Source organism: Stenotrophomonas sp. A3_2 (assembly GCF_036624925.1).
In the GTDB taxonomy this organism is placed as follows: domain Bacteria; phylum Pseudomonadota; class Gammaproteobacteria; order Xanthomonadales; family Xanthomonadaceae; genus Stenotrophomonas; species Stenotrophomonas hibiscicola.
The window spans coordinates 1-12,484 of the sequence record NZ_JAZKVY010000253.1 but is presented as its reverse complement, the minus strand read 5'-3'; the positions used below and the strand labels follow the sequence as shown (position 1 = coordinate 12,484).

Sequence of the window (12,484 nt, the reverse complement as noted above, 5' to 3'; positions counted from 1 at the left end):
CAATTGGTTACGCCGCCACTCGTTCCACTTCAATCTTTAAAGCGGGCGCTTGTAAGCCTTGAGCCACAACGGGCGCAGGAATTTTGCGGAACGGATTTCCTCCCCCTCCAGTTGCCTCAACAAGGCCTACCCCATCCCCCCGAATGACGGATCCTGGTCGGCCTTGGCCAGCCGGTTGCCCCGGACCCTCTCCTGCCATTCCAGAATCTTGGCGATGTCCCGACGCCCCCCCGCCGTGACCGATGACCCAATGCCGGAAGTGGCTGAGGCGGGCCACGATCGCACCGTCATCAACCTCAAGAGCGAATGGTTGGACACTTGGCTCAACCCCGACCCTGAACATATGGATGAGCTGCAAATGGCGATGGACGATCCCCAGCGCCCCTACTACTAACACGCGCTTGAAAAGGCGGCGCAAGAACGCAATGGGCCCTGCAATGCAGGGCCATTTGCAACCTAACATCGGTGTTGACCAGCGCGGCTACTACCCACCGCACGGAAGAGTCCTTTCAGCGCGCTGCAACAAGTGCCTCAGCTTTACGAGAGGGCGACGTCCGCCCTTTATATGCTCTTTCTTTCGGGCGGCTCAGATATCCCAATTCGCGACGGGGTGCCAGCCGCCCTCCACGTAGCAATGCATGTGCGGGCCGCGCTGACCGAATTCGTGGGCATAGAAGAAGCAATGAATAACGCAGGACACGCCTATAGGATTACGAGCAGCGCAAGTCCACTTCTTCATTTCATGCGGATGCTTCGCAACTATCAAATCCACATTGGTAGCCAGCCAATGGCAAGAAAGACCGTGGATATAATCTTCGGCGGCAAGGATGCCGTCATCGAAGTCGCCACTATCGACAACCTATACGCCGACGACTTCATGCAGCTGGACACTATGAGGAAGTACAACTCATACAGCCGGAATGAAGTGGAGCAAATGATTGACTTGTTTCGCGAGCAGCAGGAGCGGCTGGGTGTGTACGAAATTCTTAGGCAAGGGACCAATCGCCTAATCTATGAAGTGCTTCAGCACATCTAAAGACGCGTATACGAACACCCCCACAGTACAGACATCAGGGTGCACAATCATTCCACTGAAGCTTGTGAGTTACGTCTCAGTGCCCGAGGGGAGACAGTGCTAGGCTCGCGCATCGATGCATGTCAACGCCTCGATGATTTGTTACAGACTCTGGAGATGTCGCATGAAACGGAAGATTCTAGGATGCTCCGCAGCACTTCTTGTATCCACCTGTGCTTTGGCGCAGGTGCCTGACGCTGACACGCAGGAAGGCAAGGAGATGCAGATTCAGGTTCACAGCTATATGAGTGAACACCCCTCAGTCTCGATAGACGAAGCAATCACGCGCCTAGCGGTTCAAGGTGAGGTGATGTCGGATATTGAAGCGTTGCGTATCGAGTTCGCAGATCGTCTGACGGAACTGTCGATCAAAGACGCGCCAGATCAACACATCCTGGTGCAACTCAAGGGGCCAGATCCAGTCGCGGATCGAACGATCAACACCGAGAGCGCGACGACCCGCGTGGTGTTCGAGGTTGGTCACAAGTACACCCAGGACGAGTTTTACGTGCTCCTTGCTAAGCACAGACCTCTTTTTCACAGCGCCATACCAGGCATCACGGGGACGACTGGGTTTCCAGGCGAAGAACGGGTGCTGATTGACACAAACGGCGACAGCCGCCAAGCAGAAGAGTTGAAGGATACAATCAAGAAGCTTGAAAGAGTCACCGGTCTCAAGATTGACGTCCGCCCCAACATGCCGAAGTCAGTCAACGCGGAGTATGTTGTTGGCGGCGCCCCCTCCAATCCAACAATAGCTACTGCACCTCAGGATTTAACGTTGCGATCCTCGCGCCGGACATAGCGCAGCGCGCTGGCACTCATCCCAATGATCGCCAGGGCACGGCGCTCGCTTGCCCCGCGCTGCACCCACTGCCGCACCAGCGCACGCCGCACCGGCGGGTCCGCTACTTTTCTCGCAGCGCGTCCTTGATCAGATCGTTCTCGAACAGCTGCTCGGCCAGCAACTTCTTCAGCCGGACGTTCTCGGCTTCCAGGTCCTTCAACCGCTTGGCGTCGGGCACGCTCATGCCACCGAACTTGCTGCGCCACAGTTGGTACGAGGCCTCGCTGAAGCCATGTCGACGGCACAGGTCCTTCACCGCCATGCCGGCCTCTGCCTCGCGTGGGAAGCCGATGATCTGTTCTTCGGAAAAGCGTTCTTCATGTCCAATCTCCGGCTTGTCGGGGATTGAACTCCAAATCGCCGTGCTACTCAAAACCTGAGGGACGTCGGGGGCACAAGAGCGCCGCCATGCGCGATAGATACGATCATCGCTTGCCTGTCGTGAAACCTGCATCTCTCCCGAAGTGTTCGGTAGGGTTTTCAGGAGCAAAAGAAAAAGGCGCCCCACAGGACGCCTAAGTCATTGATGCAATTGGTGGGCCGTGAAGGATTCGAACCTTCGACCAAAAGATTAAAAGTCTTCTGCTCTACCGACTGAGCTAACGGCCCATTGCACTGCCCCAGCCTTTCGGCGGGGTGGGCATTCTACCCTACTTTGCCGGGCCGGGTGAAACCCCGCTGCGTCGAGGTTGCCGGCCAGCGGCCAGCACTACCCGATCTGGCGAGCCCGCTTAAACCTTCCGGGCCGTCGTCGCATCCCATCTGTGATCCTTCCCCGGAGCCACGGATGCGCCTGCCCCTCTGCCTCGTTGCCGCCCTGCTGCTGCCCTGTACGGCACTGGCCACCCCATCCCAGGTCGTCACCGACGACATCGGCCGCTTCTGGGCCACCTATGACGCGGTGCGCGCCGAGCCCGACGTTGAACGCCAGGTCGCACTCGTGCAGGAGCGCTACATTGATCCAGGCAGCCCCGGCCTGCATGCGCTGACGCAGGTCCGCAACTATACCGCCCGCGAATACGCCGAGGCCATGCGTGCGTGGCCGCGCTTCTGGACGTCGGTTCGGCCGTTGACCGCCAACGCGCAGCAGGCCAGCGCCACCCTGGAATGGGATCTTTCCAGATTCCGGGCGCTCTACCCGGCTTTGCGCCCGGCCCCCATCACCTACGCAGTCGGTGTGCTGCGCACCGGCGGCACCGCGCTCGGTGACAAGGTGCTGATCGGTGCCGAGATGGCGCTGGGCGATGAGCGCGTGGACGTGAGCGAGTTGCCGGCGAAAATGCGCGATCGCCTGCGGATCTTCTACGACAGCCGTCCGGGGGCGAACAATGCGCAGAACAACCTGCACGAGTACGTGCATACCCAGCAGCGCGAGACTACCGGCAGCCTGGCGCAGTACGCGGTGCGCGAAGGCGTGGCGGAGTATGTGGCCGAACGGCTGAGTGGGCGCCGGCCGGCGTTGCCACTGTACAGCTACGGGCCCGCGCACGAGGAGGAGATCCGCGCGCGTTTTGTCGCTGAAATGGACGGCGATGACCTGGACAACTGGCTGTACAACAACGGCCGCAATCCATTCGGGGTGAGTGATGTGGGGTACTACGCCGGGTATCGCATCGCGCAGGAGTACATGCGCCAGCAGGCCGACGAGAAGGCCGGTATCGCGCGGATGATCGAGTTGGACTATGCCGATCCGAAGGCGGTGCGGGCGTTCATCGAGGCATCGGGGTGGTTGCCTGATGAGGCTGCCGGCCAGCGGCCGGCACTACCAGACTCCAGCCGCCGGTAGCGCCGGGACAGAGAGTGCGAACCAACGGTTCGCACCCACCATTGGGGCATCAGCCCCATCACCTCAAGCGTACAGCGTGGGGTCCGGCACGCCGGCTTCGGTGAAGCCCTGCGCGCGCAGGCGGCACGCATCGCAGTGGCCGCAGGCGGCGCCGTTGGCGTCGGCGTTGTAGCAGGACACGGTCAGGCCGAAGTCCACGCCCAAGCGCACGCCTTCGCTGACGATCTGGCCCTTGCTGAGGAACTGCAGCGGCGCGTGTACCTTGATGCCCGCACCTTCCACGCCCGACTTGGTGGCCAGGTTGGCCAGCGCCTGGAACGCGGCCACGAACTCGGGGCGGCAGTCCGGATAGCCGGAATAATCCACCGCGTTGACGCCGCAGAAGATGTCGTTGGCGCCGAGCACTTCGGCCCAGCCCAGGGCCAGCGACAGCATGATGGTGTTGCGCGCCGGTACGTAGGTGACCGGAATGCCGGCACCGCCGGCCTCGGGCACGTCGATGTCATCGGTGAGCGCCGAGCCACCGATGCTGCGCAGGTCCACGTCCACGGTCTTGTGCGCGACCACGCCTTGGGCCTTGGCCACGCGGGCGGCGGCGTCCAGTTCGGAGGTGTGGCGCTGGCCGTAGCGCACGCTCAGGGCATGCACGGCGAAGCCCTGTTCCTGGGCCATGGCGATGACGGCGGCTGAATCCATGCCGCCGGAGAGAAGCACGACTGCCTTCTTCATGGGTAAAACATCCGGTTGGGAGGGGAAAGCCAGCACGCTGTCCCGCGCCGGAGTTACATCAGGGAACGTTGCCTGGGCTCATCGGCCCGGCTCGTCGTTCCACAGGATTTTATGCAACTGCATCTGGAAGCGCACCGGCAGGCGGTCTTCGACGATCCAGTCGGCCAGCTGGCGCGCGGTGATCTCGCCCTTGCTGGGCGAGAAGAACACGGTGCAGCGCTTCACCAGCTCGTGCTCGGCGACCAGGGCCTTGGCCCAGTCGTAGTCCTCGCGGCTGCAGATGACGAACTTGATCTGGTCGCGTGCGGTCAGCAGCGGCAGGTTCTCCCAGCGGTTGCGCGCCACTTCGGCCGACCCCGGGGTCTTGATGTCGACCACGCGCGATACACGCGGGTCCACCGCGCTGACGTCCAGCGCGCCGGAGGTTTCCAGCGAGACGTCCATGCCGGCGTCGCACAGCTTCTGCAGCAGCACCAGGCAGCGTTTCTGCGCCAGCGGCTCGCCGCCGGTCACGCAGACGTGGCGCACGCCCTGGGCCAGCACCTCGGCCACGATGTCGTCGATGTCCCACCAGGTGCCGCCATGGAAGGCATAGGCCGTATCGCAGTACTGGCAGCGCAGCGGGCAGCCGGTCAGGCGCACGAACACGGTCGGCCAGCCGGCGGTATCGGCTTCGCCCTGCAGCGAGGTGAAGATCTCGGTGATCTTCAGGCGTGGCAGGGGCGACTGCACAATCTCACTGGGCGTGGCGGCGGCGCTGGACGGGGTAACGGCGGTCATGGCGGGCACTTCTTGGTGGGACACGTGGCGGGTGGGCTACCGTGGCCGGTAACGAAAGCAGCCGAGCGTGGGCTCGGCTCTACAACAGCAACCAAACGGGCATATCCCTGCCGGTGACGCGAGCCGTCGGGCATGGCCCGGCGCTACCGGATCCGGGCGGGTTTGCCGGTCCGGAAACGAAAGCAGCCGAGCATGGGCTCGGCTCTACAGGGCACACATTGTACGCCCGGTCAGCGGATCAGCGGATCTGCTTGCCCAGGCGGATGGACTGCAGACGGTCCTGCGCGGTGCGCGCGGCGTCCGAGCCGGGGTACTGCGCCACGACGGTCTCCAGCGTCTGCTGGGCCTGGTCTACCTTGCCCTCGCCGTACTGCGAGAGGCCGATCTTGAGCAGGCCGCCCGCGGCTTTGTCGTGAGTCGGATAGCGCGAGAGCAGCTCTCGGAACTGGGCCTCGGCCATCGGGAAATTGCGGGTGGCGTAGTAGCTCTCGCCCAGCCAGTACAGCGCGTTCGGCGCGTAGACGCCATTCGGGTACAACTCCAGGAAGCTCAGGAACAGCTGCGCCGAATCGTCGTACCTGCCGGCCTTCAAGGCATCGAAGGCAACGTTGTAGGAGGTGCGCTCGTCACCGGTGGCGGCGAGGCTGCCGGCATCACCATGGACGGAAGGCGGCCGCTCGGAAGTGGCCGCCGCTGCGGGTTTTGCCGGGGCCGGTGCGGCCTTGGGCGCGCTCGCCGGAACGGGCGGCAGGGCCGGGGCGGCGTTGCCCCCTTCCAACCGGTTCAGGCGGCTGTCCAGATCCAGGTACTGGTCCTGGGCGGACTGCTTGAGCTGGGCGTTGTCGTGCTGCAACTGCTCGATCGAGGCCTGCAGGCTGGTGACCTGCTGCCGCAGCTGATTGATCTGGTTCAACAGGTCCTGGTTGGCACTGTTGTTGTACATCTGCTGCTCGAGCGCGCCGACACGGTCAGCCAGGCTCTGTCGCTGTGCGTGCGCCGGTGCGGCAGCCACGAGGGCTGCCGCAACGACCAGCATCAGTTTGATGCCAATGCGCATGGATTACTGCGCGGTGTAGACGATTTCGACGCGACGGTTCTGCGACCAGCAGGACTCGTTCGACTCGGTGCAGACCGGACGCTCTTCACCGTAGGACACGACGGTCAGCTGCGAAGCCGAACCACCGTTGGCCTGCAGGGCCGAGCTGACGCCGTTGCCACGACGCTCACCCAGGGCCTGGTTGTACGCGCGCGAACCGCGCTCGTCGGTGTGGCCCTGCAGGGTGATGCGCGAGGACGGACGGTCACGCAGGTACTTGGCGTGGCACGCCATGATGGCCTGGAATTCCGGCTTCACGTCTTCCTTGTCCAGGTCGAAGTAGACCACGCGCTGGCGCAGGCAAGCGTCGGTGTCCAGGTCGCCCGGGCCGTACAGGCCGGAGGTCGACGGACCGGTCGGGGTGGTGGTCGAGGTGCCGGTGTCGACCGGGGCTGCCGGCTCTTCCTTCACCTTCTTCGAGCAACCGGCCAGGACGGCCACAGACAGCAGGGAAACAAGCAGAACGCGGGTGGACTTGTTCATGGCGATACCTTTGTGGCTCCTAAGCCGATGAGGGGTTCAAGACAACGAAAATATTAACACTCTTTTAGCGCTGGGTACGGTATGGGGACCATGCCGGTTCGCGCACATCACCGTCAGCCAGGACCAGGCGCTGGCGAACCCGCGCATCGGCCGAAACGGCATACAACACACCACGGCCACCTTCGCGGGCGGCGTACAGCACCATGCTTGCGTTGGGCGCAAAGCTCGGCGATTCATCCAGCGAACCCGGGGACAGCGTGCTCCAGCGGGGCGACCCCAGCGAGCTGTCCATCATCGCGATCTTGTAGCTGTTGCCAGAACCCTGGGCGACGACGATCTTCTTGCCGTCGTAGGACACCGACGGCTTGGCATTGTAGTTGCCCTGGAAGGTCACGCGCTCGGCGCTGCCGCCACCGGCACCGACCTTGTAGACCTGCGGACGGCCGCCGCGATCGGAGGTGAAGTACACCGCGCTGCCGTCCGGTGCCCAGGTCGGCTCGGTATCGATGGCGAAGTGGTTGGTCAGCTGGGTCAGCTGCTTGCTGCCCAGGTCCATGACGTAGATTTCCGGGTTGCCCGAACGCGACAGGGTCAGGGCCAGCTTGCGGCCGTCCGGCGAGAACGCCGGGGCGCTGTTGATGCCACGGAAGCTGGTGACCAGCTCGCGCGCGCCAGTGCCGATGTTCTGGATGTAGATGGCCGAATTGCCACGCTCGAAGCTGACGTAGGCCAGCTTGCTGCCATCCGGGCTCCACGACGGCGACAGCAGCGGCTCGGCCGAACGCACGATGGTCTGCGGGTTGAAGCCGTCGGAGTCGGCCACCATCAGCGCATAGCGCATGGCGTCGCCCTTGCCGCTGGCAGTCACGTAGGCGATGCGGGTCCAGAAGGCGCCGCGGATGCCGGTGATCTTCTCGTAGATGGCGTCGGCCATCTGGTGGGCGACGTCGCGCATGGCGTTGCCGCGGGCAGTCATCGCCAGGCCCAGCAGGCGCTCGCCCTTGGGCACGTCGAACAGTTCGTATTCGACGCGGTAGGCACCGGCACCGGCGTCGAGTACGCGACCGACCACGATGTAGTTCTGCTTCAGCGCGCGCCAGGTGGCGAACTGGATGTCGCCGCCACGCACCGGCTTTTCGACGATCTGCGCTTCCGGCAGCGTGCGGAACTGGCCCGAACGCTCCAGGTCGGCACGGACCACGCCGGCGACGTCGGTCTGCGGAGCGGCCGACGAACCCTGGTAGGGCATCGGCACGATGGTGATCGGCAGCGCGGAGGCATTGCCGCCGATGATGTCGATATCCAGCCCCTTCTGCTGCGCGACGGCAGCAAAGGGCAGCAACAGGGCCGCAAACACGGCAAGCCAGCGAGGCATCTTTTTCATGGAGCGCTCAATAGGGGAAACCGGAACGAGGGATAGCAAAGCAGGAGTGAACCGCTTCGCAATCATGAACCAAGGGTACGTGAATTCCGGGTCAGTTCCAGCCCGTCCTCTCACGCACCGTTAACGTCGTGGCTAACATCGCACCTGCCTGCCCCGGTCACTCCGCCCAGCGGGGCGGTGTTCGACAGAAGCCTAAAGCCTGCCCGGCCGAAACCGAGCACACCAGAGGCAAGCGCGACATCCATGGGCAGGAGTGGCCCGAGCCCCCCCCCTGCCCTGCCCGCCTCAGCGATCCTGGGCGGTAAAAGTGAAGTTGAGCGTGCGCGCGAACACCGACTCGAAGCCGCGGTACGGCAACGGCTGCGCATTGAGCACGGCGGCCTCGATCGAACGCTTGCCGGCCTCGTCGTACGGGCAGTTCGGGCTGACCTTGGCCTGCATCACTGTGCCACCCGGAATCTGGGTGATGGTGATCTGGCAGCGCTGGCCCAGCGGCACCGTGTCCGGCCGCACCCACTGCGACAGCACCTTGGCCTGGATCGCCGCGGCGTACTTGGCCGAAAGATCATCGCTGTTGCCACCACCACCGGCAGCCGGCTGGGACGCACCGCTGGAACCGGCGGCGGCACTGCCGGCGGCATTGCGCGCAGCAGCCACCTGGCGCAGCTTCTGCTCGGCCAGCTTGGCTTCCTTCTCGGCCTGCTCACGACGGGCACGGATCTCGGCGATCTTCTTCTGCTTCTCGGCCTCGGCCTTGTCCGCGGCCTGACGCGCCTGATCGGCCAGCTTCTTCTTCGCGTCTTCTTCCTGCTGCTTGGCCAGGCGCAGCTTCTGCTCGGCCTCTTCCTGGCGCTTGCGTTCGGTCAGGTCGATCTGCTCCTGGCGGCGCTTGGCTTCCTGCTCCTGCCTGGCCTTCTCCTGCGAGATGGCCAGCGCACTCACCGCTTCCTGGTCCTTGGTATCCGGCTGCGCGACACGCTCCTGTGCCTGTTGCTGCTGCGGCGTGGGGGCGTCCTGTGGGCGCGGCTCGGGAATCGGCTGTGGCGGCGGAATGGTGTCTTCCGGCACCGGAACCGGCTCGGCCACCGGCGGCGGCAGGTCTTCCAGCTTTTCCGACTGGCGCAGGGCCTGGCGCGCGGCGGACGCCTCAGACGCGGACAGCGCCAGGCTGGCCTCCACCGAAGGGTCACCGGCGGCGGCATCGGTGTTGCGCTCGGGTGACCAGAACCAGGCCACGATGAAGACCAGCGCGACCAGCAGGTGCACCAGCAGTGCCAGTGCCAGGGGCAGGCCCCAGCCGGGTTCGCGCTGCCGCGAAGGTGGCAGGGCGTCAGCGTGCATCGGTGGACAGGCCTACCTTGTCTACCTTGGCGCGCTTGATCACATCCATCGCGGCGATGACCTTCTCATAGGCCACGGCACGGTCGGCGGCGACGATCACGCGCACGCCCTTGTCCTGGGCGGCGATGCCGGCCAGGCGGCCTTCCAGTTCCTCGGCCGACACGGCGGCCGGTTCCTTGGCGTCGGGCAGCTTCAGGCTGAGCTGGCCGTCCTGGCGCACCGAGACGATCACCGGGTCCTGCTTGCTTTCCAGCGCCTTGGCGTTGGATTGCGGCAGGTCGACGTCGAAGCTCAGGGTGAGCAGCGGCGCGGTGACCATGAAGATGATCAGCAGCACCAGCATGACGTCGATGTAGGGGACGACGTTGATTTCCGATTTCAGCTTGCGGCGCTTTCGGCGGCCGATGGCAGCGGACATGGCTTGGACTCCCGGGTCAGGCGCTTACTCGTCGCCAGCGCTCTGGCGCTGCAGGATGGAGCTGAACTCTTCGGCGAAGGTCTCGAACCGCACCGACATGCGCTCTACGCGGGTGGTGAAGCGGTTGTAGGCCCACACTGCCGGGATCGCCACGAACAGGCCGATGGCGGTGGCGAACAGCGCTTCGGAGATGCCCGGCGCGACGGCGGCGATACCGGCCTGCGCACCGCTGCTGATCATGTCGTGCATGGTCACCATGATGCCGAACACGGTACCGACCAGGCCCACGTACGGCGCGGTCGAGCCGATATTGGCCAGCAGTTCCAGGTTGCGCTCAAGCTGGTCCACTTCGCGGGTGTAGGTGGTACGCATGGCACGCTGCGCGCCTTCCAGCTGCGCACGGCCGTCCAGGCGGCGCTTGTCGCGCAGGCGGGTGTACTCGCGGAAACCGGCTTCGAAGATGGCTTCCAGGCCGGTCACGCTGCGGCTGCGGTCGGTGGCGGCGCTGTACAGCTTGCCCAGGTCGGCGCCGGACCAGAAGCGGTTCTCGAACTCGTCGGCTTCGCGGGTGGCCTGCTTGAACACGCGTGCCTTGCGGAAAATGATCACCCAGCTGACGAACGAGCCGACCAGCAGGAGCAGCACGATGATCTTCACCGGCAGGCTGGCCTTGGCCATCAGTTCGAGGTAGTTGATGCCGCCGCCGGTGGTGGCCTGGGCAAGGGTCTGTGTCGCGGCGTTGCTGACGTCGGCCGGCAGTGCCTCGGTGACCGTGGCCTGCAGGGCCAGGAGCGTTGCGATCATCCGTTGTTCCTCAGTGTTCGGATTCGGGGTGGAGGTGGGGTTGCAGCACGGCAAGGACGGCCTCGTCCATGCCACGCGGGCGGAAACTGGCCGCGTCCAGTGCGGCGATGCGGACCTGGGCCGACAGCAGCAATTCGCCGTCGCGCAGGATCTGCTGGTCGAAGACCATGCTGGCCTTCTTCAGCTGGACCAGACGGGCGCTCACCTGCAGGGTGTCATCCAGCCGTGCCGGCCTGATGAAATCCATCTGCATCGAGCGCACCGCGAAGACCATCCCATGCTCGGCGCGCATGCGCTCCTGGCCGTAGCCGAGCGCACGCATCCATTCGGTCCGGGCCCGTTCCATGAAGGCCACGTAGCGGGCGTGGTAGACCACGCCGCCTGCGTCGGTATCTTCCCAGTAAATGCGTGTCGGCCAACTGAATAGTGGCTCAACCAACATCGGGAACCTCCGCGAACAGGTCCTGCGGCGGGTTCTTCGGCTTCAGGCCCATGTGCCGGTAAGCCTTGTGGGTGGCCATGCGGCCACGCGCGGTACGCACCAGGAAGCCCTGCTGGATCAGGTAGGGCTCGACCACGTCTTCCAGCGTGCCACGCTCCTCGGACAGGGCCGCGGCCAGCGATTCGATGCCGACCGGGCCGCCATCGAAGTAGTCGACCATGGTCCTGAGCAGGCGCCGGTCGAGCTCATCAAAGCCCTCCGGGTCGACCTTCAGCATCTGCATCGCAGCCTGTGCCACGGCCTCGTCGATGTGGCCGCCCGCCTTTACCTGCGCGTAGTCGCGCACGCGGCGCAGCAGGCGGTTGGCGATACGCGGGGTGCCACGCGCGCGGCGCGCGATCTCCCCTGCCCCATCGGCGGTGCAGTCGATGGCCAGGATCGCCGCCGAACGGCGCACGATGCGGGTCAGCTCTTCGACGCTGTAGAACTCCAGCCGCTGGACGATGCCGAAGCGGTCACGCAGCGGTGCGGTCAACAGGCCGGCACGGGTGGTGGCACCGATCAGGGTGAACGGCGGCAGGTCGATCTTGATCGAGCGGGCAGCGGGGCCCTCGCCGATCATGATGTCGATCTGGAAATCTTCCATCGCCGGGTACAGCACTTCCTCCACCACCGGCGACAGGCGATGGATCTCGTCGATGAAAAGCACGTCGTGCGGCTGCAGGTTGGTCAGCAGCGCAGCCAGGTCGCCAGCCTTCTCGATCACCGGGCCGGAGGTCACGCGCAGGGCCACGCCCAGTTCGTTGGCAATGACGTGGCTGAGCGTGGTCTTTCCCAGGCCGGGCGGCCCGAAGATCAGCACGTGGTCGAGCGCGTCGCCGCGCCCCTTGGCCGCTTCGATGTAGATCTCCATCTGCTCGCGCACCGGGGCCTGGCCGAGATAGTCGGCCAGGCGCTTGGGGCGGATGCTGGCGTCGGCGGCGTCATCCTCGCGGGTGGCGCCGGCGCCGATGATGCGGTCGTCGGTCATGTGCTGATTATGCGGCAAAAGCGGGGTGATTCGGCCGGGCTGCGCCCGGCACCCGCAGAGGCAACGGCAACATCCAGAGCAACAGCCGAAGCGGGCTTCCTGGGGGATGGCGGGGTGGGTCCGGTTGCGGGGGACGCCGTAAATACGTCCATGTAGGCTCGGTCGCGCCATCCATGGCGCTCACGCCCCCGCAACCGGACCCACCCCGCCTTCGACAGTTTCCTGCGGTCTGTCGGACCGGCGTTCGGCGTTGGTGGGGGCCGACCGTT

14 protein-coding genes, 1 tRNA gene and 1 pseudogene are annotated in these 12,484 nt (G+C 64.8%); 4 read left to right on the top strand and 12 right to left on the bottom strand.

All coding sequences use genetic code 11. From position 1 onward, the window contains the following. Positions 1–214: 214 nt before the first annotated feature. From R5H29_RS11115 to R5H29_RS11105, 3 genes are all read left to right on the top strand, one after another. Positions 215–394: a hypothetical protein gene (locus R5H29_RS11115; protein WP_180877711.1), complete on the top strand. Its 180-nt coding sequence runs from the start codon at positions 215–217 to the stop codon at positions 392–394. 132 nt (positions 395–526) lie between these two features. Beyond that, the gene (locus tag R5H29_RS11110) at positions 527–1,036 is read left to right on the top strand and encodes a hypothetical protein (RefSeq protein WP_180877694.1); all 510 of its coding nucleotides are present in this window, start codon (positions 527–529) and stop codon (positions 1,034–1,036) included. Between the two features lie 163 nt (positions 1,037–1,199). Next, on the top strand, positions 1,200–1,880 hold the full coding sequence (locus tag R5H29_RS11105) for a hypothetical protein (protein WP_332329180.1): 681 nt from the start codon (positions 1,200–1,202) through the stop codon (positions 1,878–1,880). On the opposite strand, the pseudogene R5H29_RS11100 reads toward R5H29_RS11105, so the two are convergent. Both R5H29_RS11100 and R5H29_RS11095 read right to left on the bottom strand, forming a co-directional pair. Continuing rightward, positions 1,856–2,184 (bottom strand): annotated as a pseudogene (locus R5H29_RS11100) (transposase); the annotation flags it as partial. The gene R5H29_RS11105 and the pseudogene R5H29_RS11100 overlap by 25 nt on opposite strands. A 271-nt stretch (positions 2,185–2,455) precedes the next feature. Then, positions 2,456–2,531, bottom strand: a tRNA-Lys gene (locus tag R5H29_RS11095). A 178-nt stretch (positions 2,532–2,709) separates the two neighbouring features. Between R5H29_RS11095 and R5H29_RS11090 the strand changes: the two genes are divergently transcribed. Then, positions 2,710–3,708 carry a DUF2268 domain-containing putative Zn-dependent protease gene (locus R5H29_RS11090; protein WP_332329179.1) on the top strand — a complete coding sequence of 333 codons (999 nt, stop codon included), beginning with the start codon at positions 2,710–2,712 and terminating at the stop codon, positions 3,706–3,708. 63 nt (positions 3,709–3,771) lie between these two features. On the opposite strand, the gene queC is transcribed toward R5H29_RS11090, so the two are convergent. The 10 genes from queC to ruvB all read right to left on the bottom strand — a co-directional run bounded on the left by queC (position 3,772) and on the right by ruvB (position 12,215). Then, positions 3,772–4,437, bottom strand: coding sequence for a 7-cyano-7-deazaguanine synthase QueC (queC, locus tag R5H29_RS11085; RefSeq protein WP_043400548.1), 666 nt, complete (start codon positions 4,435–4,437; stop codon positions 3,772–3,774). 78 nt (positions 4,438–4,515) lie between these two features. Continuing rightward, on the bottom strand, positions 4,516–5,217 hold the full coding sequence (gene queE, locus R5H29_RS11080) for a 7-carboxy-7-deazaguanine synthase QueE (protein WP_019660124.1): 702 nt from the start codon (positions 5,215–5,217) through the stop codon (positions 4,516–4,518). A gap of 238 nt (positions 5,218–5,455) precedes the next feature. After that, on the bottom strand, positions 5,456–6,274 hold the full coding sequence (ybgF, locus tag R5H29_RS11075) for a tol-pal system protein YbgF (RefSeq protein ID WP_005418509.1): 819 nt from the start codon (positions 6,272–6,274) through the stop codon (positions 5,456–5,458). A 3-nt stretch (positions 6,275–6,277) separates the two neighbouring features. After that, positions 6,278–6,796 carry a peptidoglycan-associated lipoprotein Pal gene (gene pal / locus R5H29_RS11070; protein ID WP_005418510.1) on the bottom strand — a complete coding sequence of 173 codons (519 nt, stop codon included), beginning with the start codon at positions 6,794–6,796 and terminating at the stop codon, positions 6,278–6,280. A 64-nt stretch (positions 6,797–6,860) separates the two neighbouring features. Then, positions 6,861–8,180, bottom strand: coding sequence for a Tol-Pal system beta propeller repeat protein TolB (gene tolB, locus R5H29_RS11065; protein ID WP_019660126.1), 1,320 nt, complete (start codon positions 8,178–8,180; stop codon positions 6,861–6,863). Positions 8,181–8,465: 285 nt separating this feature from the next. Beyond that, the gene (gene tolA, locus R5H29_RS11060; RefSeq protein WP_332329178.1) at positions 8,466–9,521 is read right to left on the bottom strand and encodes a cell envelope integrity protein TolA; all 1,056 of its coding nucleotides are present in this window, start codon (positions 9,519–9,521) and stop codon (positions 8,466–8,468) included. After that, a complete protein-coding gene (tolR, locus tag R5H29_RS11055) occupies positions 9,511–9,939 on the bottom strand; it encodes a protein TolR (protein ID WP_332329177.1) in 429 nt (142 codons plus the stop codon). The genes tolA and tolR overlap by 11 nt, the downstream gene beginning before the upstream one ends. Positions 9,940–9,963: 24 nt before the next feature. Next, positions 9,964–10,743, bottom strand: coding sequence for a protein TolQ (gene tolQ, locus R5H29_RS11050; protein WP_005410752.1), 780 nt, complete (start codon positions 10,741–10,743; stop codon positions 9,964–9,966). Positions 10,744–10,753: 10 nt separating this feature from the next. After that, positions 10,754–11,185, bottom strand: a complete 432-nt coding sequence (gene ybgC / locus R5H29_RS11045) for a tol-pal system-associated acyl-CoA thioesterase (RefSeq protein WP_019660128.1) — start codon at positions 11,183–11,185, stop codon at positions 10,754–10,756. After that, complete coding sequence (ruvB, locus tag R5H29_RS11040) at positions 11,175–12,215, bottom strand: Holliday junction branch migration DNA helicase RuvB (RefSeq protein WP_019660129.1); 1,041 nt, start codon at positions 12,213–12,215, stop codon at positions 11,175–11,177. Before ruvB ends, ybgC begins: the two co-directional genes overlap by 11 nt. Between the last annotated feature and the right edge of the window lie 269 nt (positions 12,216–12,484).

Excerpts from the sequence above, each read along its gene's own strand:
- ruvB (WP_019660129.1), bottom strand. The coding sequence starts at position 12,215 with ATGACCGACGACCGCATCATCGGCGCCGGCGCCACCCGCGAGGATGAC.
- tolB (WP_019660126.1), bottom strand. The coding sequence starts at position 8,180 with ATGAAAAAGATGCCTCGCTGGCTTGCCGTGTTTGCGGCCCTGTTGCTG.
- tolR (WP_332329177.1), bottom strand. The coding sequence starts at position 9,939 with ATGTCCGCTGCCATCGGCCGCCGAAAGCGCCGCAAGCTGAAATCGGAA.
- tolA (WP_332329178.1), bottom strand. The coding sequence starts at position 9,521 with ATGCACGCTGACGCCCTGCCACCTTCGCGGCAGCGCGAACCCGGCTGG.
- tolQ (WP_005410752.1), bottom strand. The coding sequence starts at position 10,743 with ATGATCGCAACGCTCCTGGCCCTGCAGGCCACGGTCACCGAGGCACTG.
- pal (WP_005418510.1), bottom strand. The coding sequence starts at position 6,796 with ATGAACAAGTCCACCCGCGTTCTGCTTGTTTCCCTGCTGTCTGTGGCC.
- ybgF (WP_005418509.1), bottom strand. The coding sequence starts at position 6,274 with ATGCGCATTGGCATCAAACTGATGCTGGTCGTTGCGGCAGCCCTCGTG.
- R5H29_RS11090 (WP_332329179.1), top strand. The coding sequence starts at position 2,710 with ATGCGCCTGCCCCTCTGCCTCGTTGCCGCCCTGCTGCTGCCCTGTACG.
- ybgC (WP_019660128.1), bottom strand. The coding sequence starts at position 11,185 with ATGTTGGTTGAGCCACTATTCAGTTGGCCGACACGCATTTACTGGGAA.
- queC (WP_043400548.1), bottom strand. The coding sequence starts at position 4,437 with ATGAAGAAGGCAGTCGTGCTTCTCTCCGGCGGCATGGATTCAGCCGCC.
- R5H29_RS11105 (WP_332329180.1), top strand. The coding sequence starts at position 1,200 with ATGAAACGGAAGATTCTAGGATGCTCCGCAGCACTTCTTGTATCCACC.
- queE (WP_019660124.1), bottom strand. The coding sequence starts at position 5,217 with ATGACCGCCGTTACCCCGTCCAGCGCCGCCGCCACGCCCAGTGAGATT.
- R5H29_RS11115 (WP_180877711.1), top strand. The coding sequence starts at position 215 with ATGTCCCGACGCCCCCCCGCCGTGACCGATGACCCAATGCCGGAAGTG.